Origin of the sequence: Tundrisphaera lichenicola (assembly GCF_051175385.1) — a bacterium.
Lineage (GTDB): Bacteria > Planctomycetota > Planctomycetia > Isosphaerales > Isosphaeraceae > Tundrisphaera > Tundrisphaera lichenicola.
This window is the reverse complement of sequence record NZ_CP195106.1, coordinates 6,416,354-6,438,875: the sequence shown is the minus strand read 5'-3', so window position 1 is coordinate 6,438,875 and position 22,522 is coordinate 6,416,354. Positions and strand designations below refer to the sequence as shown.

17 protein-coding genes are annotated in these 22,522 nt (G+C 67.0%); 11 read left to right on the top strand and 6 right to left on the bottom strand.

The genetic code is table 11. The features are described 5' to 3' along the window. Positions 1 to 156: 156 nt before the first annotated feature. Genes P12x_RS25425 through P12x_RS25390 form a run of 8 tightly spaced genes read left to right on the top strand, consistent with a single transcriptional unit; the run spans position 157 to position 5,652 of the window. Positions 157 to 615, top strand: coding sequence for a hypothetical protein (locus P12x_RS25425; protein ID WP_435007821.1), 459 nt, complete (start codon positions 157 to 159; stop codon positions 613 to 615). Next, the gene (locus P12x_RS25420; protein ID WP_435007820.1) at positions 612 to 1,247 is read left to right on the top strand and encodes a hypothetical protein; all 636 of its coding nucleotides are present in this window, start codon (positions 612 to 614) and stop codon (positions 1,245 to 1,247) included. Before P12x_RS25425 ends, P12x_RS25420 begins: the two co-directional genes overlap by 4 nt. After that, a complete protein-coding gene (locus P12x_RS25415) occupies positions 1,244 to 1,906 on the top strand; it encodes a hypothetical protein (RefSeq protein WP_435007819.1) in 663 nt (220 codons plus the stop codon). Before P12x_RS25420 ends, P12x_RS25415 begins: the two co-directional genes overlap by 4 nt. Further along, entirely contained in the window at positions 1,903 to 2,523 is a 621-nt protein-coding gene (locus P12x_RS25410) for a hypothetical protein (protein ID WP_435007818.1), read from the top strand. The genes P12x_RS25415 and P12x_RS25410 overlap by 4 nt, the downstream gene beginning before the upstream one ends. Before the next feature lie 40 nt (positions 2,524 to 2,563). After that, positions 2,564 to 3,016: a hypothetical protein gene (locus tag P12x_RS25405; protein WP_435007817.1), complete on the top strand. Its 453-nt coding sequence runs from the start codon at positions 2,564 to 2,566 to the stop codon at positions 3,014 to 3,016. Between the two features lie 49 nt (positions 3,017 to 3,065). Further along, complete coding sequence (locus P12x_RS25400) at positions 3,066 to 3,485, top strand: hypothetical protein (RefSeq protein ID WP_435007816.1); 420 nt, start codon at positions 3,066 to 3,068, stop codon at positions 3,483 to 3,485. Next, complete coding sequence (locus P12x_RS25395; RefSeq protein ID WP_435007815.1) at positions 3,482 to 4,921, top strand: radical SAM protein; 1,440 nt, start codon at positions 3,482 to 3,484, stop codon at positions 4,919 to 4,921. The genes P12x_RS25400 and P12x_RS25395 overlap by 4 nt, the downstream gene beginning before the upstream one ends. A 14-nt stretch (positions 4,922 to 4,935) precedes the next feature. Continuing rightward, complete coding sequence (locus tag P12x_RS25390; protein ID WP_435007814.1) at positions 4,936 to 5,652, top strand: prolipoprotein diacylglyceryl transferase; 717 nt, start codon at positions 4,936 to 4,938, stop codon at positions 5,650 to 5,652. A gap of 35 nt (positions 5,653 to 5,687) precedes the next feature. Here the strand turns inward: P12x_RS25390 and P12x_RS25385 are convergent, their stop codons facing one another. The 6 genes from P12x_RS25385 to P12x_RS25360 all read right to left on the bottom strand — a co-directional run bounded on the left by P12x_RS25385 (position 5,688) and on the right by P12x_RS25360 (position 15,578). Then, positions 5,688 to 8,135, bottom strand: a complete 2,448-nt coding sequence (locus P12x_RS25385) for a DUF1559 domain-containing protein (protein WP_435007813.1) — start codon at positions 8,133 to 8,135, stop codon at positions 5,688 to 5,690. 172 nt (positions 8,136 to 8,307) lie between these two features. Beyond that, entirely contained in the window at positions 8,308 to 9,975 is a 1,668-nt protein-coding gene (locus P12x_RS25380; protein WP_435007812.1) for a PPC domain-containing protein, read from the bottom strand. A gap of 26 nt (positions 9,976 to 10,001) precedes the next feature. Beyond that, entirely contained in the window at positions 10,002 to 11,324 is a 1,323-nt protein-coding gene (locus P12x_RS25375) for a DUF1501 domain-containing protein (RefSeq protein ID WP_435007811.1), read from the bottom strand. 5 nt (positions 11,325 to 11,329) lie between these two features. Next, positions 11,330 to 11,809, bottom strand: a complete 480-nt coding sequence (locus P12x_RS25370; protein ID WP_435007810.1) for a hypothetical protein — start codon at positions 11,807 to 11,809, stop codon at positions 11,330 to 11,332. A 63-nt stretch (positions 11,810 to 11,872) separates the two neighbouring features. Further along, positions 11,873 to 14,059: a DUF1549 domain-containing protein gene (locus tag P12x_RS25365; protein WP_435007809.1), complete on the bottom strand. Its 2,187-nt coding sequence runs from the start codon at positions 14,057 to 14,059 to the stop codon at positions 11,873 to 11,875. Positions 14,060 to 14,225: 166 nt separating this feature from the next. Further along, a complete protein-coding gene (locus P12x_RS25360; protein ID WP_435007808.1) occupies positions 14,226 to 15,578 on the bottom strand; it encodes a Gfo/Idh/MocA family protein in 1,353 nt (450 codons plus the stop codon). A 275-nt stretch (positions 15,579 to 15,853) separates the two neighbouring features. Here P12x_RS25360 and P12x_RS25355 point away from each other — a divergent pair, with 275 nt between their 5' ends. The 3 genes from P12x_RS25355 to P12x_RS25345 all read left to right on the top strand — a co-directional run bounded on the left by P12x_RS25355 (position 15,854) and on the right by P12x_RS25345 (position 22,435). Then, complete coding sequence (locus P12x_RS25355) at positions 15,854 to 17,089, top strand: vWA domain-containing protein (RefSeq protein WP_435007807.1); 1,236 nt, start codon at positions 15,854 to 15,856, stop codon at positions 17,087 to 17,089. 83 nt (positions 17,090 to 17,172) lie between these two features. Beyond that, positions 17,173 to 18,234 carry a hypothetical protein gene (locus P12x_RS25350; RefSeq protein WP_435007806.1) on the top strand — a complete coding sequence of 354 codons (1,062 nt, stop codon included), beginning with the start codon at positions 17,173 to 17,175 and terminating at the stop codon, positions 18,232 to 18,234. A 259-nt stretch (positions 18,235 to 18,493) separates the two neighbouring features. Beyond that, complete coding sequence (locus tag P12x_RS25345) at positions 18,494 to 22,435, top strand: serine/threonine-protein kinase (RefSeq protein WP_435007805.1); 3,942 nt, start codon at positions 18,494 to 18,496, stop codon at positions 22,433 to 22,435. Positions 22,436 to 22,522 lie beyond the last annotated feature (87 nt).

Here is a 22,522-nt window from a genome sequence, read left to right as displayed (position 1 = left end):
GCTCCCGTCCCCTGCATCGGTTGCCGGGCGATGAACCCGCCCGGGGCCGAGGATTGCTCGGGCTGCGGGCATCGGTTGCGCGATCCCATCGCCAGCCCTCTTCCGACCGACCCACGTCCAAACTCCGACGAGGGACCTCGGACGCTCGTCGGGTGGATGCCCACTCTGAGGATCAGCACGGTGATGATCCTGATCGCCGTGGTGGCGATCTGCCTCGGCGCGATTCTGACGAGTCTGGTGTTCGGAGTCTTGTTCACCTTCGGGGTTCTCCCGGCCTCGATCCGGACCGCCTACCTTTCGGACCTGGGGAGATTCCATCGGAAGCCCCTCGGTCCCGACGAGAAGTTGGCCACGTTCCTGACGACATTGGGCACTGCCTATTTGGTCTCGTTCGCCTCCCTGATCGCCTTCGGGGTGACCTGCTTCCCGATCGGCATCGTGTCGATCGGCAGCAAACCGAATAATCCCGACTTCGTCTGGGTCTACGCGGGAGTCGGGCTGGGTCTGGTCGTGGCCATCTTCGTGGCGGTCCGATTCAGTCGGTTCTTGCTCCGGGCGGGCCGTCGAAAATCCGGGAGCGATCAGTTCCAGGATTGGAGTGGAGGCCCCGGATGAGGCCCGAACCCGACGAGACCCCCTGCACCTGCATCAGCTGCCGGGCGATGAACCCGCCCGGGGCCGAGGTTTGCTCGGGCTGCGGGCATAGGTTGCGCGATCCCATCGTAAGTCAGCCTCCGACCGATTGGCTCCAGAACCCATACGAGGCACCCCGGACGTCACTCGATCGGATGCCCGCCTTGAGGATCGGCACGGTGATGGTCCTGGTCGCGGTGTTCGCGGTCTGCCTCGGGGCGATGATGGCAAGCCCGCCCTTCGGAGTCTTCATTTCCGTGGGTATCCTGCCGGCCTCGATCCGGACGGCCTACCTGGCGGACCTGCGGAGATCTCGGGGGGGGTCGTCGCAATTCTTCGATCCGGTTTCCACGTTCCTGGTGACATTCGGCGCGGCTTATCTGGTCGGGTTCGCCTCCCTGATCGCCTTCGGGGTGACTTGCTTTCCGATCGGACTGATGACGTTGGGCAATAACCTGAATAACCCCGAGTTCCTCGGGGTGTACTTCGGAGTCGGGCTGGGCCTGGTCGTGGCCATCTTCGTGGCGGTCTGGCTGAGTCGGTTCTTGCTCCGGGCGGGCCGTCGAGGATCCGGGAGCGATCGGTTCCGGGACTGGGGTCGAGGACCGCAATGATGCCCGAGCCCGACGAAACCCACTTCACCTGCATCGGCTGCGGCGAGTCGGTCCCGGTGGGTTCCGACCTCTGCCCCGGCTGTCGCCATCCGTTCCGGGAACCGATCCCGGCCACCTCGCCGGAAGAGTGGCTCTCGATCCCGGATGAGGCCTCCAGGATGCAGGCCATCAAGGCCCCCACCATCGGGATCGGCACGGCGATGATCCCGATCGCGATGGTCGCGGTCTGCCTTGGGGCGATCTTGGCCAGCCCGATCCTCGGGGTCTTCGCCAGCTTGGGGATCCTGCCCGCCTCCATTCGTACTGCCAACGTCTCGGCCCGGCGGCGAGCCCAGGGGTTTCCCCTTGGGGTCATCGAGAAATTTGCCACTTTCGTGATGACGATTGGCGCGGCCTATCTGGTCGCGTTCGCCTCCCTGGCGGCCTATCTGGTCGCGTTCGCCTCCCTGTTCACTTTCGTGGTGACTTGTTTCCCGATCGGAATCCTCTCACTCGGCGGCGGCCCGCGTAATCAAGCGATGGGCGTGTATCTCGGGGTCGGCGCCGGCCTGATCGTGGCCATCTTCGTGGGTATCTCGCTCAGTCGACTCTTGCTCCGTACTTACCATCGAGAATCCAGGAGCGAGCGAAGTCACTATTCGGATCGAGGTCCGCAATGATGCCCGAGCCCGACGAAGCCCAGTTCACCTGCATCGGCTGCGGCGAGTCGGTCCCGGTGGGGTCCGATCTCTGCCCCGGCTGTCGCCATCCGTTCCGGGAGCCGATCCCGGCCGCCTCGCCGGAAGAGTGGCTCTGGATCCCGGAGGATCCCCCCGAGCCGCGAGCCCGCAAGATACCCGCGATCCGGATCGGCACGGCGATGATCCTGGTCGCAGTAATCGCGGTCTGCCTGGGGGCGTTCACCATTGGCCCGGACCCGACCCTTGGTGTCCTGGTGACCCTGGGTCTCCTTCCCGCCAGCTTACGCGTTTCCTACCTCTCGGCGATCCGAGCAGCGGAGGGGCGTCCCATGAGCCGGGACGACAAGATCCTGAGCTATTTCGCGACGGCCGGGAGTACCATCCTGATCGCCGCGTCCTCCATGGTCGCGTTCGGCATGACCTGCATGGGCATCGTGGGGGGGAGGCAGGACGATTCCCTCGGATACTGGGGCGGGGGCGCGGCGGCCGTCGTCGTCGGGGTCATACTCATCCGGATCTTGCTGAAGTGGAGCGGGGACGAGGACCGGCGAGCGCGAGATTGGGAACGCCTTCGCAAACGTCGATCGGGTCGTTGACGAACAGCCGAAGTGGCGATTGGTCCGAGAGGTGACTTCCATGCCCGAGCTCGACAAGGCCCACTTCACCTGCATCGGCTGCGGCGCGTCGGTCCCGGTTGGGTCCGACCTCTGCCCGGGATGTCGGCACCGTTTCGCGGGGCCTGACGAGGGCCCGAGCCCCGCTCGGCCGTTGACCGCTCCGGCTTACCGACCACCCTCCGCGCCTTCAAGGACCGATCTCCTGGAAAGCGTCGGGAGGAAAGCTGGCTTTTTGGGGGCCGGCTGCCTGACGATGGTCGCGGCGTGCATCGCCTTCGTGATGACCTGTTCGGTCACGGTCCGGAGTATCGGAGGACCTAATTTCAACTTGATGGGCGAGGATGAACCCAAGGGCATGACGACGGGACTTATCCTCGGGCTGCTGGCCGCCCTCGCGGTCGTCGCTGGTAGTATCTACCTCAACATACTCGCTTCTGCGCCCGAATCGTCCCGACGAAAGGCTGATCGATGAGCCATCTCCGCGATCAGACGTGGCCGGAGTCGACGAGAAAGTCCCCGTGATGTCCCGAGCAGACCAGTCGCAATTCACGTGCATCGGCTGCGGCGCGTCGGTCCCGCTGGGGGCCGAGGTCTGCCCGGGGTGCGGACATCGCTTCGCCAGCTTCGATTCCTGGCCTGTCCCCGATCCGTGGCGATACACTCCCAAACCCCGATCACGTCCGATTTCCGAGCGGAACTATCCACTCCGGATGCTCGGGCAAATCCTCGCCTTCACCGTGATCGGTGTCTTGACGATGCTTGCCCTGGCGATCGCGTTTCTGATGACTTGCTCGGCAATCATCATGGGCGGCGGTAACTCATTTAGCTTGCTGCTCGTTCTCGCCCTGGTGGCGACCCTCGTCGTTCTGGGCCTGGTGATCTTCATCACGGTGCGCCTCTCGCAGCCCGAATCTCCCCCCCATCGAAAGGACGACCGATGACGCGGCTCCGCGACCACACGTTCCTGGGGACCACGCAGAGCCTCTGCCCCGAATGCCTGGCCCTGGTCCCGGCCAAGATCATCAGCAAAGGCTCGCGCGTTTATTTCCGGAAACGATGCCCGACCCACGGGGTCCGAGAGGATTTCGTCTGCTCCGACGTGGCCCTCTACGACCAGATGCAATACAGCCTGCCGGGCAAGGTCCCGCCCGGGTTCGGGGTCGAGCCCGACAAGGGGTGCCCCTACGACTGCGGGCTCTGCACCGAGCACGAGCAGCACACCTGCATCGGCCTGGCGGAAATCACCTCGTCGTGCAACCTGAAATGCCCGATGTGCTACGCGTCGAGCGGGCCGGGCGGGGCTCACCTCTCCTTCGAGGATTGTGTCCGGTCGATCGACCGGCTGGTGGAAGTCGAAGGGCGGGCCGAGGTCCTGCAACTCTCGGGCGGCGAGCCGACGATCCACCCCGAGTTCCTCCGGATCCTCGACTACGCGGTCGGCCAACCGATCGACATCGTGATGGTCAACACCAACGGGATTCGACTGGCCCACGACGAGAAGATGCTGGACGCCATCGCCGGGCATGCGCCCCGAGTCGAGGTCTACCTCCAGTTCGACGGTTTCGAAGAGCGAGGTTCGAAGGCCCTTCGGGGCGAGTCGCTGGTCGAGACCAAATTGAAGGCGGTCGAGAATCTGGGGAAGCGCGGGATCAAAACCTCGCTGGTCTGCACCCTCCAGCCGGGGATCAACGACCACGAGATCGGGGCGATTGTGCGGTATGGGGTCGAGCGGCCCTGGGTCACCGGGATCAGCTTCCAGCCCGCCACGTATTCGGGCCGGCATGTGTTGCCCGAGGAGTTGGAGCGGCGGATCACCTTCCCCGACGTGATCCGCGCCATCGCCGAGCAGACCGGAGGGATGTTCGCCGAGGACGACTTCATGCCCCTGCCCTGTGCCCACCCCAACTGCCACAGCCTGACCTACGCCTTCCGGTCCGAGGGGAAGGTCACCCCGCTGATGCGGTTCATCGACGCGCGGAAACACCTGGATATCCTGGCCAATGGCATCCTCTTCAGCCGGAACGCGGCGAGGAAGCTGATCGAGAAGTATCTCGAACGGGTGGGCGGCTGCGGGATCGGCTGCTTCCCCGAGGACTCGACCGACGCGGCGGCCTCGGAGTTCTTCGCCAAGGCGGTCGCCGAACAACTCTCGCAGGCCGACGTCTTCCGGATCACGATCACCTCGTTCCTGGATGCGTATAACTTCGACGTCCGACGCCTGATGAAGTGCTGTATCCATCATGTTTTGCCGAGCGGGCACGTGATCCCGTTCTGCGCGTACAATGTCCTGTATCGCGAGGGGCATGCGGTCCTCCCCGCGCTCCGGGAGGCCGGTGCCTTGACCGAACAGCCGATGACGATCGGCCTCCCTTCCTGATCGGGGACGTTGCGATGGGCCTGACGGTCCCCTGGATTTATCCCTGGATCATGCTGGCCTCGCTGGCGACGGCGATCCTCCTGCGGGGCCGGACCCCGCAACCGGCGGGCCTGACGGCTCGCGAGCGCTGGGGGATCGGCCTGGGGGCGTTCTGCGGGGCGATGATCGGGGCCAAGCTGCCGTTCGCCCTGGCCGACTGGGAGGGCCTGGTCTCGGGCTGGGCCTGGCTGGAGAACGGCAAGACGATCGTCTTCGGGATGGTCGGAGGATACCTCGGCGTCGAGATCGCCAAGGCGATGCTGGGCGTGAAGGTGAAGACGGGCGACGGTTTCGCCGTGCCGGTGGCAGGCGCTGTGGCGGTGGGCCGGTTGAGCTGCTTCGTCGCGGGCTGCTGCCACGGGGTCGCGACGGGCCTGCCCTGGGGAGTCGACTTCGGCGACGGGGTCCGCCGGCACCCGACTCAGATCTACGAGATGATCTTCCACACCTCGGCCGCCGTCGTCCTGGGGAGCTTGCAGCGTCGAGGGCTGTTCCGCGGGCAATTGATCAAGCTCTATTTATTAAGCTATCTCGCCTACCGATTCGCGACCGAGTTCATCCGGCCCGAGCCGGTGATCGGCCTGGGTCTGACCGGCTATCAGTGGGCCTGCCTGGGCCTGGCCCCGGTGTTCGTCGCGCTCTGGATCCGTGATGCGCGGGCGTTCCGACGAATACCGGCCACGGGTCCCTGACGAGGGCTGTGGTCAGCCCTCGCCAGTGACGCCGATCAGAACGATCCTGCTCCGATGACCTCGCCCCCAGCCTTGGTGATCAAGGCTCGGAGCGTTTTCGGGTTGATGGTGGTCTTGAGGAACCGGACAGAACCATCGCAGAACAGGGCGTTGAAGCCTCCCGGGTGAGGCGAACCGGCGCCTTCGACCGGGACTGCGGGGTCGGGGCCGAGTGGCAGGTCATCGGGCTTGGACCAGGCAACCGGGTCGCGGGCCTCGACGACGGCGAGGGTGTTCATCATCCCATCGGTGATCTGAGGGATCGCCACTCCCTGACCGCCGTCGAACAAGGTCGCTTTGCCGGAAAACCCTCGGTAACTGGTGAGGCCCGGTTCGGTCCTGGGGCGACTCGGGCAAACGTAGGTGGCGGGCATCTCCGCCAGGAGCGCCTTGTTGTTCGGACTATCCCAGGGCTCATCGAGCTTGAACTTTTCGTAGAGTTCTACCTGGTCGATGAACGGGAGAATCGCGACCCGCCAACTCAGCAAGGGCTTGCCGCTCTTGTCGCGGATGTCGGCGGGGAACCGGTTGTTCGTGTCGTGGAAGTTGTGGAAGGCGAGCCCGATCTGCTTGAGGTTGTTCACGCACTGGGCCCGCCGGGCCGCTTCGCGGGCGGCCTGGACCGCGGGCAACAACAGGGCGACCGTGACTCCCCCAACGGCCGGGCTGGCGACGCTGGGGACCGACTCGCGGGTGATGAAGACGATCCCCGAGTCGTCGACGGCCAGCGTGGAGGAGGCGGGGAAGAGCCGGGCAGAGAGGGCCACGGGGTCGGGAATCTTGTCGGGATCGACCCGGATCGGGATCGCCGGGGCGGCGAGCGGCTTCCCCCCGGGGCCGGGCTGATTCCTCATCAACTGATCGACGTTCGCGACCAGGGCGGGCAGGCTGGAGAGGATCTGGGGGAGCGACTCGCGGGGGTCGCTCGTGCTCAGGAGGATCATCTTCTTCGGGAGGCTCTCCATCATCGCGAGATAGGCCGGGTCCGGCATCCATTTCGGACTGTTGCCTTCGGTCAGGGCCAGGGCTGAGGAACCGGCCCCGGGCGTCGCGGCGAGGACGAGCGTCTTCTTGCCGAGCAGGATCGTCGGCCGGATCGCCTGGAGTGGCCCCGGGGGCACCGTCCCCGGCGGGAGGATCAGCTCGAAGCCGGGTCGTCCCCCGGCCAGCTTGCGGAACTGGGGGGCCGGGGCACCGGGCCGGGCATTCGGGCGAGGGGCGCGCAACTGGGCATTCGCCAGGTCGAGGAGCTTGCCGAGCGCGGGGGCGAATTTCGAAGGATCGGCGAGTTCCGCCGTCGCGACGATATTCATCGGCAAGGCACCGGCGGGGTCGTTTGCGGTATAGACCGACCACTTCGGGCCGAGCTGACCGAGGACATCGTCGCGAATCTTGACCCCGAGCTGGTCGCCCACCTGCCCCACCATCGCCTCGACCTGCTCCGCCGCGTTGGGGTCCACCTTCCGGAAGATCTCGATGGCCTGGTCGAAGATCTGCCCTGGCGAGATCGAGGCCACGCTGAAGCCGTCGACGTTGGCCGGGAGCGGTGGCATCGAGCCCTTGTCGAAGGTCGGGCTATCGAAGATCGCCAGGACGCCCTCGCGGGGCGAGGGGGCCAGGAGTCTCAGCACGCTGTAGGTGGCCTGATCGCGGAAGCCCCACCGATAGTCGACCCGCTTGAGCCCGCCGAGCCCGGCCTTGATCAGCTCGGGCGGCATCTCGGGCAAGCCCGCGACATCGACGAAGGCATAGCCGACGGGCTGGAAATCCCCGTCGGGTTTGGATAGGTCCGCGACCGCCGGATGGGCCGAGACGCCGGGCTGCTTCCCGTCGAGCACGGCCAGGGCCTCGTCGACGTCGGGAGTGCTGGTCAGGACCAGGTCGTCGCCGTCCGCGATGAAGGCGTCGTCGTCGGGCCCTTCGCCATAGGTGATGACGGTCCGATTGCCCTTCTTCACCTCCTTGCGAGCGGCCTGCTCCTCGGCGTCCTCGGCGAGCTGGAGGAGGGGAGCTACTTCGGTCGCCCCGCCGCCGATCACGAGGAAGAACCGAGGCCGAGCCGGGGGCTTGCCGGCGACCGCCAGCGCGAACCCCTTGCGGGCCACCTGCTCGAAGGCCCGGACGATCCGCGCCCCGTCGAGCTTCCCATCCTGCTTCTGATCTTTCAGGGCCAGGTCGATCCCCTGGGCCGCCAGGTCTTCCAGGAGCACGCCCAGGCTCGTCTCATTCAGCGCCTTCGAGAGGGCCGAGCCCTTCCAGTCGGCGGCGTGGGCATCGAGGCCTTCGAATCCGGCGTAGCAGATCAACTCCCGGGAAGGGATCCGGCTCGCCAGCGATCGAGGTTCCTGGGCCTGGGCCCGGCCTTCGATCGTGGTGAGGATCGCCAGACCCAGGCCAATCGCCAGGGTCCGGAGGATCCATCGACGCTGCGTGGAGAGTCGCACAGGTGTTCCTTTCGTCACGAGTCGGGGTTCACCAACGAATGCATTGGTGCTGGCCCGGCTGGTGATCGTAAAGCCGGGCCATCGACGCGTCAACGACCCGATCGCGACGGGCTGGCCTGGTCGAAGATGGCAAGGGCCATCCGGGACCAGGGAACGGAGCCCGGATCTCCCCTCACTTCGCCGGTTCGGGCTTCTTCTCGGCGGGCGGCTCGGGCTTCGGGACCGAGAGCCAGGCGGTGTCGAGGCCGGCGGTCGTGGCGAACTTCCGGAGCCCCTCACGCGAGGTGCCGACGATCCGGATCGGCCCGGTCTTCGCGCAGTCGCAGGGTTCGAGCTTGAGCGTGACCGACTTGGCCGTGGGGCCCTCCGGCAGCGAGACGACGGGCGAGCTGATCACGCCGTCATAATGCCCTTCGAGCCCGATCTCGATCGGCTCGGCGAACCCTTCCTGGCGGTCGACCGCGACCTCGACCTCGGTGGGCTTGCCGGGCGTCAGGGGGAACTGGTCGCCTTTGAGGGTCAGGGCGAAGTCGGCCCGGGGGGATTCGGCCACCAGGAGATAGGCATGGCGTGGCCCCCCCTGCCCGTTCAGGTCGCGGACCGTCACCCGGAAGGTCCCGTCGGCCGGGGCCGTGAAGCGGACCTCGGGATCGAAATCACGTCGGCCGTTGTCGTCCTCCTCGATGATCATCTTTCCCGAGGCGTCGGAGATCCGCAGGACCGCGTCGACCATCTGGCCGATCGACCGGGCCTCGACCCGGAAGTTCAGGATCGCTCCCTTGCGGGCCTCGAAGGCGTATGCATCGACATCCCGAGGAGGGTCGAGCCGCCCGCTGATGGCGACGGGGAGGTTGACCGGTTGCGGATGGTCGAAATCGTTGGGTTCGGCCTCGATGATCGACGGGGGCCGGACGACGAGCACCTCGGCCTCGTTGGCCAGGCCCGCGTGATGGAGCCGGATCGGCGTGGAGGCTTCGAGCCCGGGCGGCTCGACCGGGAGCCTCCGGGCCCCCTCGGGGATGTTCCAGCCGGTCGCCTCGACCTCGGACGGGCCGCTTTCCGAGATCGCCAGCGGGAAGGAATGATCGACCACGCCGCCGGTGGCGAGGGTCAGTCGATAGACATAGGTCGATTCGCCGTCGAACCGGATCGTGCTGGCCTGGACGAACGGGAAGGCGAAGGCCCGGACGATGTAGTCGCCGTCGCTCGGGGCCTCGAAGGCGATCTGCGGGTCGCGTTCGTGCTCGTCGTCATTCTGGGCCAGGACGAAGCCCGCGCTCGATGCGACCTGGAGGACCCCGTCCATCGGCGAGCCGAGCCGCCGGTGGGCCTCCATCGAGGCGACCAGCGTCTGCCCCTTGGCCAGGTGGACCCGATAGCCGTCGACGTCCCCTCGCTTGGCAAGCCTGCCGTTGACGATCAGGTCGGGCAGGTCGATCTTCTGAGCCTGGCCGACCTCGTCGTTGGGCTCGACCTCGTTCCACTCGGGCAGGACACCCACGAAGAATGGGCGGGGGGCGGTGGCCCCTTCATCATCGAAGAGTCGGACCCAGTGGACCCCCGTGGGGGCGTCGGGGGCAACCTCGATGGAGAGCTTCCCCTTCTCCTCGCCGAACTTGATCGTCAGCCCCGGTTTCGAGGTCCAGGCCCGGACCGGCCAGCGCTCGAAGTTCCCACCGGCCGTCACCTCGACGGCCGAACCCCGGGCGGCCCCGGCTGGGAAGAGGGTTTCCAGCGTCGGGGCCTTGGCCGAGGCGATCGAGGCGAAGGCCAGCAGGAGGATCGGGGTCGAGATCGAGTGACGATCGATCCGGGATGATCGAGGGCCGATGGTGGTCAAGGCTCAATCCTCAGGTCTCGGGACGATCAGCCCATCAGTTCGCGGATCGGCGTCGGGTCGCTGACGAGGTGGACGGGGCGTCCGTTGGGGGCGTGGAGGATCTTGGCGGGGTCGATCCCGAGCTTGGTGTAGATGGTCGAGGCGAAGTTCTCGGGGGCGAGGATCCGCTCGACGGCGGTGTAACCTCGCGAGTCGGTCGCCCCGATCACCTGGCCGCCAGGGGTGCCGCCCCCGGCGAACATCACCGACATGGCGTTGGACCAGTGATCGCGCCCGCCCTTGTCGTTCACCTTGGGGGTCCGGCCGAACTCGCCCAGGACGACCACCAGGGTGGTGTCCAGCATCCCCCGCTGGTCGAGGTCCTGGATCAGGGCGGCGATCGACGCCTCGAAGGCGGGCACTCGCTTGTCGAAGGCGTCGTACAGCTTCTCGTGATGGTCCCATCCCCCCTCGTTCAGGGTGATGAACGGGACGCCGGCCTCGACCAGCCGCCGGGCCAGCAAGGCCCGCTGGCCGAACGGGGTCCGACCGTAGGCGTCGCGGACGGGGTCGGCTTCGCTGTGGATGTCGAACGCCTTCTGGGCCTCGGGCGAGGACATCAGGTCGTAGCCCTGCTCGTAATAATCGTCGAGGGCCAGGGCCGGGTCGCCCGCGGCCTTGTCGGCGATCCTCCGGAAGCGGTCGACCCGGGCGCGGAGGGCCTTCCGGTCGTCGACCCGAGCGACCTCGAAGCCGATCGGCGGGGAGACGTCGCGGACCCGGAAGTCCTTCGAGCTGGGGTTGTCGGGCACGACGAACGGGGCATACCGGGCCCCCAGGAAATTCGGCCCGCCCGACCGGGTCATCGACGGCATCGAGAAGTAAGGCGGGAGCCCGCCGACCGTGCCCCGTTCCATGGCCGTGGCCGAGCCGAGGCTGGGGTGGAAGCTGACGAAGGCCCCGCAACCGACCGGGATCCGGGTCGGGGCGCCGGTCATCATGTAATGATTCCCGGCACCGTGGTTACCCTGGTCGTGGCGGATCGAGCGGACGATCGCCAGCTTGTCGGCGATCGCCCCGAGCTTGGTCATGTGCTTCGAGAACGAGATCCCCGGGACCTTGGTGGAGATCGGGTCGAACTGCCCTCGGATCTCGGAGGGGGCGTCGGGCTTGGGGTCGAACGTCTCGTAGTGGCTCGGCCCGCCATCCAGCCAGATCAGGATGACGCTCTTGGCGGCGGGGGTGGCCCCGCTGGCCGCCATCCCGCGAAAGCGGAGGGAATCGATCAGGCCCCCGCCGATCAGCGTCGAAAGGCCGAGGCGGAGGCAGTCGCGTCGGGTCGTCGATTCGCAGTTGGTTCTGAGGGCCATTGTTATCAGATCCCCGTGGTTTGGGATGGTACGAGGGTAGGAAGAGTCGGCTGCCCGACCCCGACGTCCGACGGGGGCGGGAGGGAGGGTGAGCCTGGAGCGCGCCGGGCAGAGCCGACCCGACGTAGGAGGGCAGTCGCGAGGCAGAAGAGGGCGAGCGGGGCCGCCCCGGCGAGGGCGAAGATCATCCCGCGTTCGATCCGATACCGGGCGGCGATGCCGGAGTGGTCCATCAGGTCGATCTTCAGGGCGATGGCCGGGGCCAGAATCGCCAGAGCCCCGAGCCCGGCCAGGATCCGATCCCTCGCGGAAACCGGGCGTGTCGCAGGCCGCAACCTCCGCGCCCAGATCCCGATAAGCGCCGAGGCGATGGGGAGCGAGCCGAAGAACACCGGACCGGACGCCTCGACCTCGAGGTAGAGGACCGCCGCGAGAACGGCCACACCGATCATACATTGCCGGATTGTGATCCGAGGCCACGGCATGGCTCGATCTCCGCTGGTCAGGCCCACGATGACCCCGATCTTTCCCCCCGGATGCGGCGGGGCTCAGTCCTTGAACACGAATTCCGGCGAGTTGATCAAGGCCCAGAGCAAGTCTTCGGTCGCCCGGCGACGGCCGCTCGGAGCTTCGAAGAGGGCCGCGCCGTAATCGCGTTCCTCTCCATCGGGAAGTCGATTGTAGACCGACAGGTACAGCTCCTCGACCACCTGGCCGGGCGGGACGTCGGAGGCTGCCAGCCTGGCGGCGAGGCCCTGATCCGAACCGATCTTTTGGTTCACGCCCGGGGCGTTCATCAGGTGGAGGGCCTGGACGACCGAGGTATCCGGCGTCCGTTCGCAAGGGGGATCCTGGTTGGGGTCGGGGCGGCCGAAGGTGTCCATGAACAGCGAGGTATTCCTCGTCGTCCACTGGGCGGCGGCGCGGGTCCCGGGGGGGGCGGCGTCGTATGACTCGGGGACTCCGGTGATGTCCGAGATCGCGTCCAGGAGGACCTCGGCCCGGGGCCTCTGGCGATAGTGGCGGGAGAAGTTCCGGATGTCGGCGACGTTCCGTTCGGTCGGCTCCGAGGAGAGGCCGTAGGTCGCCGAGGTCAGGATCGTCCGGATCAGGTGCTTGAGGTCGTAGCCGTGGGCGACGAAGTCCTCGGCCAGGGCGTCCAGGAGCGGGCCGTTGCTGGGCGGGTTGGTCGCCCGGAGATCATCCACCGGCTCGACGATCCCCCGGCCCATCAACTCGGCCCAGGTCCGGTTGACGATGACCTTCGAGAAATAGGGGTTCGACGGGGCGGTCATCCAGGTGGCCAGGGCCTCGCGGGGGTCGAACTCGGGATCGTCCGGGACAGGGGCCGAGCCGAACAGCGGCTTGGGCGGGAGGACCTCGCCGGTCAACGGGTGCTTGACCGATCCCGACTTGGCCAGGAACACCGTCTCCTCGCCCGCGGCGATCGGAGGGGCAATGGCCGCCCCCTTGTGGCCAACCCGGGCGAAGTAGGCGGCGAACTCGTAGAATTGCTCCTGCCCCCACGACTCGAACGGGTGGTGATGACACTTGGCGCATTCGAGGCGGATCCCGAGGAAGATCTGGGTGACGATCGTCGTCGCCTCGGCGGGCTCGCGACGGTCGCGCCAGATGATCGCCGGGCCAACCTGGTAGTTGCTCCCTCGCGCGGTCACGATTTCGCGGACGAACTGGTCATACGGCATGTTCCGGCGGAAGGCGTCGCGGATCCAGGCGTCGAGGTTCATGACCGCCTTGATCCCGACCCGGTAGGGATTGGGCCGGAGGAGGTCGGCCCACTTGTTGGCCCAGTGATCGGGGTACTCGGGGCGATCGAGCAGGCGGTCGACCAGCTTATCCCGCTTGAGCGGGTCGGCGTCGGCCAGGAAGGCCCGGGTTTCATCGGGGGTCGGCAGGCGACCGATCGCGTCGATGAAGGCCCGGCGGTGGAAGGTGGCGTCGTTGGTGGTTTTCGAGGGGGTGATTCCCAACTTCTTCAACTTGGCCGCGACGTGGTCGTCGATGAAGTTCTTGCGGGGGAACGAGTCGTAGGCGTCGGCCGGGACATCGCCGGGGAGCGGGATCAGGACGTGGCAGTTGGCGAAGTTCCCCTGGAATCGCGCCGAGACGGTGGCCTCGCCCGGGATCGGGCCGGCCTCGGCCTTCCCCTCGGGGTGGGCCGTGACCAGGGTCGGCTCGCTCGACTGGAACGCGGCCAGGTGGGTCACGTCCTGGATCGAGCCGTCGGAATAAGAAGCCGTGACCTTGAGCGGGAACGCCTCGCCCGCCTTGACGGTCCGCTCGGTCGGCTCGATGGCGACCTTGACCAGCTTCGGTGCTTCGGCCGGGGTCCGGGGCATCCCGTCAGCAATCCAGCCCAGGAGGGTCTGGTAGAAGTCCGAGCCGACCTCCACTTTTCGCCCACCCCCGTGGGGGACCAGGGCGGCGGCTTTCTGGAGGAGCAGGCTCCGCTCCGGGGCGGCCGGGAAGACCCGGCGCCCTCGGGCCTCGCTGGCGATCGCCGCGTGATCGGCGTTGGGGTCGAACCCGAGCAGCGAGAGCTGGAAGCCGTTCTGGCCACGAGCCTTGCCGTGGCATGCCCCGGCGTTACAGCCGGCCCTGGTCAGGATCGGCTGGATGTCGCGCTCGAAGGTCACCCGCTCGGCGGCTTCCGTCCGGTGCGAGACGCCGAGCATCGCGACGGCGAGCCAGATCATCCGAGTCCGCTTCATCATCCATCCCCCTCGGTCGAGTTCTCCACTCGTCGAGGGTTATCGTACACCAGATTGGGCTAATCTCCAACAACGTTCTAACATGGCCCCCGGCAGGTCGGGCTGATCTCGCCGATCATTCGGGACTCGACGGGAGGAGCCCGGACCTACACGGACCCTTCGATCAAGCTCAGCCTCGGCCCTGGCCGGGGTGGACCCAGGGGTTTCGATAGGGGCGGAGGAGCAGGCGGGTGGCCTCCTCGTCGCCCGGGACGGTATTGGTCTTGGGGTCGTAGGCGATCGACCGGCCGAGCTTCAGGGCGTTATTGGCCAGGATGCAGGACGCGGTGGAGATGTGGCCTTCCTCGATGTCCGCCACGGGCTTGCCTCGCGACTCGATCGCGGCGAGGAGGTCGCGCATGTGGCCTCGGATGGCCGGGGCGACGTGCCTTTCGAGATCCTTCTCGGTCCGATCCTCGGGGTACTCGTCCAGCTCCATCTTGACGTCGACATGGATCGGCTGGGCCCCGCCGCCCATCGGGATGAAGTCGTAGCCGTTGACGCTCGCCTTGAGCGTCCCCTTGTCGCCGTAGAAGGTGGCCCCCCAGGGATACTGCGGGTCGGCGGACGAGCCCCAGGTCCGGTGTTCCCAGACGATCTTGGTCTCGCCGAAGTCGAAGGTCGCGGCCTGGGTATCGGGGATGTTGGGCTTGCTGCCCTTGTCCATCAGGATCCCGCCGGTCGAGGAGACCGAGGTGGGCCAACCCAGTTCGAGCATCCAGCGGGCCATGTCCAGCATGTGGATGCACATGTCGCCCATGATCCCGTTGCCGTACTCGGTGAAGCCTCGCCAGCCTCGGGGGTGGACCATCGCGTTGTAGGGGCGCATCGGGGCCGGGCCGGTCCACATCTCGTAGTCGAGGTTCTCGGGCGGGGCGGTGTCGGGCGGGTTGCCTCGCCCCCTCATGTGGTAGTAGCAATAGACCTCGACGAAGGCGACCTTGCCGAGCTTCCCTTCGCGGATGATCCGGTCTCGGGCGTCAATCAGGTGGGGTGTGCTCCGGCGCTGGGTGCCGACCTGGACGACCCGCTTGTTCTTGCGGGCGGCCTCGACCATCGCCACCCCCTCGGCCACGTCGTAGCTGATCGGTTTCTGGACGTAGACGTCGGCCCCGGCCTCCACCGCGGCGATCATCGGCAGGGCGTGCCAGTGGTCGGGCGTGGCGATCAGGACGATATCCAGATCCTTCTCGGCCAGCATCTTCCGGTAATCGTCGTAGGTCCGTGGTGTCTTCTTCGACTCCTGGCGGGAGGCCGTCATCTCGGCGGCGTGGGACAGCATCGCCTTGTCGACGTCGCAGAGCGAGACGACCTCGACGGGAGCGACCTGGATCAGGCGGAACAGGTCGGCCTTGCCGTACCAGCCGGTGCCGATCAGACCCACTCGCGGCTTCTTCAGGGCCTGGGGGGCGGCGAACACGCCCGAGGCCGGCAACGCGAGACCCGCGGCGGCCCCAGCCTGGAGCAACTCTCGACGATTCATACGATCTCTCCCGGGGAGTCGGGGTGGGGATGGGTCCGATCGCTCGAATTTAGCGGACCGGAGGCGCGATTGCGACAGGGAAGCCGTCCCGCCGCGGACTCCCCGGCCCAGTCACGATCCGTCGGCCGGTGAGTACCAAACTTTTAACGGTTGATGAACCGTGGATCGAACCAGTTTTGCTTCGAGACCCTTGTGAAACGTCCCCGAGGGCGCGACGATCGTCGTCGGGCTTGGGGGCGGCGGATTGGTCGTCGAGGCGATCAAGGAGGCCAGGGATGTCGGAACCGAAGATTGAGATCACCCCGATGAGGTCCGCCGTGAGGTCCGATGGGGCGTCGACGCTCGACGTCCTGGTCGAGATCATCCCCCCGGCACCCGAAGTCCACTTCGTCCGCCCTCCGATCAATCTGGGACTGGTCCTCGATCGCTCGGGGTCGATGTCGGCCGCTCGGAAGATGAATTACGCCTGCGAGGCGGCCTGCTTCGCCGTCCAGCAACTGCTGGCCACCGATCGGGTGGGAGTGACGATCTTCGATAACGAGGTGGAGACGCTGGTCCCTAACGCGCCAGCGACGGACAAACCGTATCTCGTCCGACAGATCATGGGGATCAGCCCGAGGAATGCGACCGCCTTGCACGCCGGATGGAAGCAAGGAGGCCTGGATGTCGAGCGGAATTTCATCACCGAGGGGATGAACCGCGTGATCCTGCTGTCCGATGGCCTGGCTAATGAGGGCGTGACCGACCCGAATGTGATCGCCGCCGACACGAAGGCCCTGGCCGCCCGAGGGGTCAGCACCTCGACGATGGGCCTGGGCAGCAATTACAACGAAGACCTGATGCAGGCCATGGCCGAGTCGGGCGACGGAAACTATTACTACATTGAATCGCCCCAGCAACTGGCGGACATCTTCCACACGGAGATGAATGGCCTGATGGCCAATTTCGGGCAGAAGGTCAGCCTGGGCATCGAGCCCCAGTCTGGCGTGAGGGTCGTCGAGGTCCTGAACGACCTGGAGCGGAACGCGAGGGGACGCGTGATGCTGCCGAATCTCCTGGTGGGGATGCCGATCCCGATCGTGGTCCGGTTGGAGGTGCCCACGATCTCGAAGAAGGCGGCGCTCTGTCGATTCCGGCTCGCCTGGGACGACCCGAAGGCGGGACGTCGGCGCCAGATGTACGCGATGATGGAACTCGGGACCTGCTCATCGGCCGAATGGGAGAAGCTTCCGGTCGAGGCCCTCGTCGCTGAACACGTCGCTCTGCTGATGGCCGCCCGGGCCAAGCGGGAGGCCATCGCCGCCTACGATCAAGGCAACGAGGAAGCGACCAGAGCCCAGCTAATCGGGATCCGTTACCACCTGAGTGCCATGGCCTCGACGGAGGCGACCCGGAAGGAACTCGATGAGATCTCCGAACTCGAGGCCGACCTCGACAAGGGTCAAGGGACGACGTTCCGCAAGCGAGCGGGCTGGCAGGCCTACCTGAGGAAGTTCGGCAAGAAATCGTGAACAGGACCGTCCCGCCCGGGCGGCGAACACCTCGGGCGATCGACCGATCGCCCACCGAAGCGACTAGAAACCGGAGAATGCTGATGCGTGCGATGATCGTCGTGGGACTCCTGGCCATCCTGGTCTCCCCAGCCCGTCCGGACACGATCGACACCGTGGCCGGCTCGGGCGAGGACGGGTTTGCAGGAGACGGCGGGCCGGCGACTTCCGCGAAGCTCCGGGCGCCGTTCGGGGTCGAGCTGGATGGTCGGGGGCACCTCTACATCGCCGACGCCGAGGATAGCCGGATCCGGCGGGTCGACCTGGCGACCGGGAACATCGAGAGCATTGCGGGGGACGGGCCGGGTCGCGAGGTGGGGACACCTTACGCCGTCGCGATTGAGGAGGATGGAACGTTCTACGTCGTCGACCAGATCACCCCGGTCGTCCGTCGGGTGGACGGTCGGACGGGAGCAGTCTCGATCCTCGCCGGGACCGGGATGAAGGGGTTTAGTGGAGATGGCGGCCCGGCGAGGTTGGCGCAGCTCCGGGAGCCGAACGATTGCTACCTCGACGGCAAGGGTGGCTTGCTAATCGCCGACGTCGCGGACTGGCGGATCCGCCGGGTCGACCTGAAATCGGGGATCATCTCCACCTTCGCGGGGACCGGCAAGCCTGCCAAACGTCCCGATCGGTCGGCGATCGGCGACGGCGGACCGGCGACCGAGGCGGTGATCGTCGGGGCTCGCGCGGTCTGCGTGGATGGTCGGGGAAATACGTTCATCTGCGAACGTGAAGGGAACGCGATCCGAAAAGTTGACCCGAATGGGCGGATTACCACGATTGCCGGCACGGGCCTTGCGGGCTATTCGGGCGATGGTGGCCCGGCTCTGGGCGCGACATTCCGGGGGCCGAAGGGGATTCGCCCCGATTCCTCGGGGAATCTCTTCGTCGTCGACACCGAGAATCATGCGGTCCGCAAGATCGACGTGACCACCGGAGTCGTCTCCAGCGTGGCCGGGGGCCATCAGGGACCCGATGGAGATGGGGGCGATCCCCTCAAGGCTGGGATGGACCGGCCTCACGGCTGCGTGATCGCGCCCGACGGGACGCTGTACGTCGCCGATAGCAGTAACCACCGGGTTCGCCGGGTCCGGACGAGATAGGGTCTCGCCCGAGGCATGTCGGAGAGCCCGGGTCGGTCGGGCGGTGGACCGTCGACAGGCCGTGAACAGATTGGTAGGCTCCAGATGTGAATGGGCGGCTGCTGCGATCCCCAGCGGATCGCGGCCTCTCTCGCTCGAATCGCGGGATCGGCGGTCGGTCGACAGCAACCCACCCCCCCCGGGGGCTGGCCGGATGACCCCGGCTCTGACAACGATGTCCAATTCTTGCCCCAATTGCCGTTCCCCGTCGGACACGGGGTTGGTCCTGCCCGCGTCGACGGTCTGCCCGGTCTGTGGCATGGACCTCAGGTCTTCCGAGCGTGACTCGGGGGTTCGACTCGAGGACGGCACGACCGCATGTCCCGCGGCGTTCGGCCCTTACCGAGTGGTCGGGGTGATCGGCCGGGGCGGGATGGGGGTCGTTTATCTCGCCCGTCACGAGGTCGCACTCGACCTGGTCGCGATCAAGACGGTCCGGCTCCGGAAGCGTGGGCTCCTCCGGAGGATCCGTCGAGAGATCCTGGCCCTGGCCCGGATCCGGCACCCGGGATTGGTCCGGATCATCGAGACGGGCCAGTCCGAGGGGCTTCCCTGGTATGCGATGGAGCTGGTCCGGGGGGCGACGCTGGACGACCTGTTTCGAGGCGACGGCGCCCGGAAGCCTGGAGGGCCGGAGACCCGGGCCGACTTCATCCTCGATGGAGTCGGGGGCTCGCTTTCTCCATCGGCCGCCGCCGTGGAGACCTGCGCGATGGTTGGGGACGGAGGGCCGGACGACCGAAACGTCGAGTCGACGGCGAATCTCCAACCGGCCGACTTCGAGACTCCGGCGACTTCCGCCGGGGACGTGGGTGTGTCCGGCGGGCCGCCCCGATCCGAGCCCGGGAAATCCACCGATCGTTCGCCGATTTCCGCGAGAGACCGCCCGGCGTTCCTGACGCTGATCGCGAGGATTTGCCGGACGCTGGCCTACCTCCACGGGCAGGGGGTGGTCCATCGCGATATCAAGCCTCAGAATGTGATCATACGGCCCGATGGCTCGCCATTGCTGCTGGACTTCGGCCTCGCGTCGTTCTTCGGCGCGGGCGGTCGCGAATGCCTGGAGATCGGCGGCCCGGTGGAGGGGACCCCGGAGTACATGTCGCCCGAGCAGATCCGGGGCGAGGTGGTCGATGCCCGGGCCGACCTTTATGCGGTCGGCTGCCTCCTCTATGAGGGGCTCACCGGCCGGGTCCCGTTCTCCTCGGAGACGGCCACCGGCACCCTCCGGGCGCACGTCAAGCGTCCGCCGATCCCGCCCCGACAACTGATGGCCGACCTGCCCGAGGAACTGGAGGCCCTGATCCTCCGGCTCCTGGCCAAGCAGGCGGTCGACCGTCCCGGCTATGCCCGCGACGTCGAGGAGTCCTTGAGCCGGATCGGGGCCGATCCCGGGGATTGGGCCGCGGATTGCCCGGTCCGGGACTATCTCTATCGTCCCGAGTTCGTGGGCCGGGCCGAGGTCCTGGATCGGATGGAGCGGGACATCCGCGAATCCCTCAAGTGGCCCGGTCGTTGCATCTTCCTCCGGGGTTCGAGCGGCGTGGGGAAGACGCGGCTGGTCGTGGAACTGGCCCGGAAGCTCGACGCGAGCGGCCTGGCGGTCGTGACCGGCGAGTGCCTCCCGATCGGGATCGAGGTCGAAGGGGACGGAGGCCCGGGGGTCCAGGCCACCCCGCTCCACCCGTTCCGAGCCCTCTTGCAGATCGTGGCCGACGCCTGCCTGGAGCAAGGCCCGGCGGAGGTCGAGCGGCTCCTCGGCGGTCGGGCGCGGCTCCTGTCCGAGTGCGAGCCCGCGCTGACCAACTTGCCGGACCTGCCCCAAGGCGATCTCGCTCCCGAGGCCGAGACGACCGGCGAGGGCCACCGATCGCGGCTGATCGAGGCCCTGGGCGAGACGCTCTCGGAGTTCGCCAGAGGTTCCCCGGTGGTCGTCTTCCTGGACGACCTCCAGTGGGCCGACGCCCTGACGCTCCACTTCCTCGCCCTCTTCCACATCGGGGCCTGGGATTCGCCGCAGGTCGCGATCGTGGCGGCCTATCGGAAGGAAGAGGAGGACGACGCGATGAGGGGCTATCGCCCGGTCTTCCAGGATGCCACCTTCGTCGAACTCGGCCCCCTCGACGAGTCCTGCCTGGGTGAGATCATCGGCGGCATGCTCGGCACGAAATCGGTCGACGAACGGCTGGTCGGTCACCTGACCCATCGGGCCGGGGGTAACCCATTCTTCGTGGCCGAGTCGCTCCGGGCCGCCGTGGCCGAGGGGCTCCTCCGGCGCGATGTCGAGGGGATCTGGCGTCCCTCAGACGCCCACGGAAACCCCGCCGATCCCGAGTCGTTGGACGTCGCCATCCCGCTGCCCGGATCGATCCACGAGCTGGTGGTCCGCCGCCTCTCCCGACTTCCCGATGAAGGACAGAGGCTGCTGGAACTGGCCTCGGTGGTCGGTCGGGATCTCGATCTCGAACTGCTCGAAGGCGTGGTCCTGCTCGAAGAGGCCGAGACCATGGCCGCCCTGGATACCTTGCTGATGGCCCAGGTCCTCGAAGAAGGCCGAGACGGCCGGTTCCGATTCGCCCACGACAAGCTCCGCGAGGTCGCCTACGAGCAGATCCCGCTCGATCGTCGCCGCGACCTCCACCGTCGAGTCGCCCGGGCCATCGAGGGTCGCTATGAGCGTCGCGACGATTTCTCTCGACTGTACCCGACCCTGGCGCATCACTGGTACCGGGCGATCGGAGATCGGTCGGCCGATCCCCTGGCCACGTCCCGGGCGATCGGCTATCTCGAGAAATCGGTGAGCCATGCGGTCAACGCCGGGCTGCCCCGAGAGGCGGTGGACTTCGGCCGGGCCGTGGCGCGCCTGCTCGGTTTCGACTTGCCCGAGGAGCCCAGCGAGATCGCCCTCGCGATGGTCGACGAGATCGAGCGTGTCCGCCGAGCCCTGGGCGGCCGGAAGCCGCTCGATCTCCTGGAGATGCCCGACGTCGACGACCGGGAGAGCGACCGCCTGATCGGGCTGCTGATCTCGATCCATCCTCCGGCGTTCATGAGCGACCAGATTACCCTGTTCGCGCTGATGGCTTCGAAGAACCTCAGCCTGACCCTGGCCCACGGCAACGGGACCCTGGCCCCGGTCGTTTATGCGATGTACGCGATCGTGACCCGGATCATCCTCGACGAGGCCCGGCTCGCCCACCAATTCGGTCGCCTGGCCATCGAACTCGACCGGAAGCGAGGGGGGTCGCTCTCGGCCGAGGTCCTCTTCCTCAACAGTTGCTTCCTCAACCACTGGGTCGCCCCGATCGCCGAGGGGCTCGCCGATTGCGACTCCGGTGCCGAGGCCGGGATGAAGTCGGGCCCGACCCTCTACGGTTGCTTCAGCCATGCCACCTATCTGGTCATGCTGGCCGCCTCAGGGGCCCCGTTATCCCAGGTCGCCCAGGAGGCCGAGGACCGACTGGGGCGGGTCGATCACTGCGTCCTGAGCGCTCGATTTCATTGCATCCTGGAGCGGCAGATGGCCCGAGCCCTGGCCGGTCAGACCATCTCGCCGACCAGCCTGACCGACGATGCCTTCGACGAGGCCCGCGATCTGGCCTTCATCTGCCGGACCACGAATGCCAACCAGGCGGGATATTATCATGCGACCCGGATGAGGCTCCACTACTATCAGGGCGAGTATCACCACGCCCTGGAGGCCTCCGATCAGGCCCAACGGGTCTGGGAATCCTGCGCCCGCCAGCTCGTCGAGATCGACCTCGTCTTCTTCCGGGCCTTATCCCTCCTGGCCCTGGCCTTCGACGAATCCAACCCTCGACGGCTCGCGCAAATCCAGGCCGCTCGCGAGAGGCTGGGCACCCTGGAACGATGGAGGGTCGACTGCGAGGCCAACTTCGGACACAAGGCAATGATCGTCGCGGGCGAAGTCGCCAGGGCCGAGGGGCGTGAGGAAGAAGCCCTTCGATTGTACGATGAGGCGGCTCGATCGGCCGCCGCCCACGGATTCCTGCAGCACCGGGCGCTTGCCCTGGAATTGGCGGCCCGGCATCGGTGGGGGATGCAAGACCGGGCCGGAGCCCTGGTCGACCGCCATGCGGCGATCGATGGCTACCGAGCGTGGGGCGCCTCGACGATCGCCGATCGCCTGACCTTGATTTGATCGACCGAAACGGCTCGATTCGACGCCTCTACCAGGGACGGTATGAAGAGTGTCCGAAGCGATTCCGGCCTCTAATCCGGGAGGACC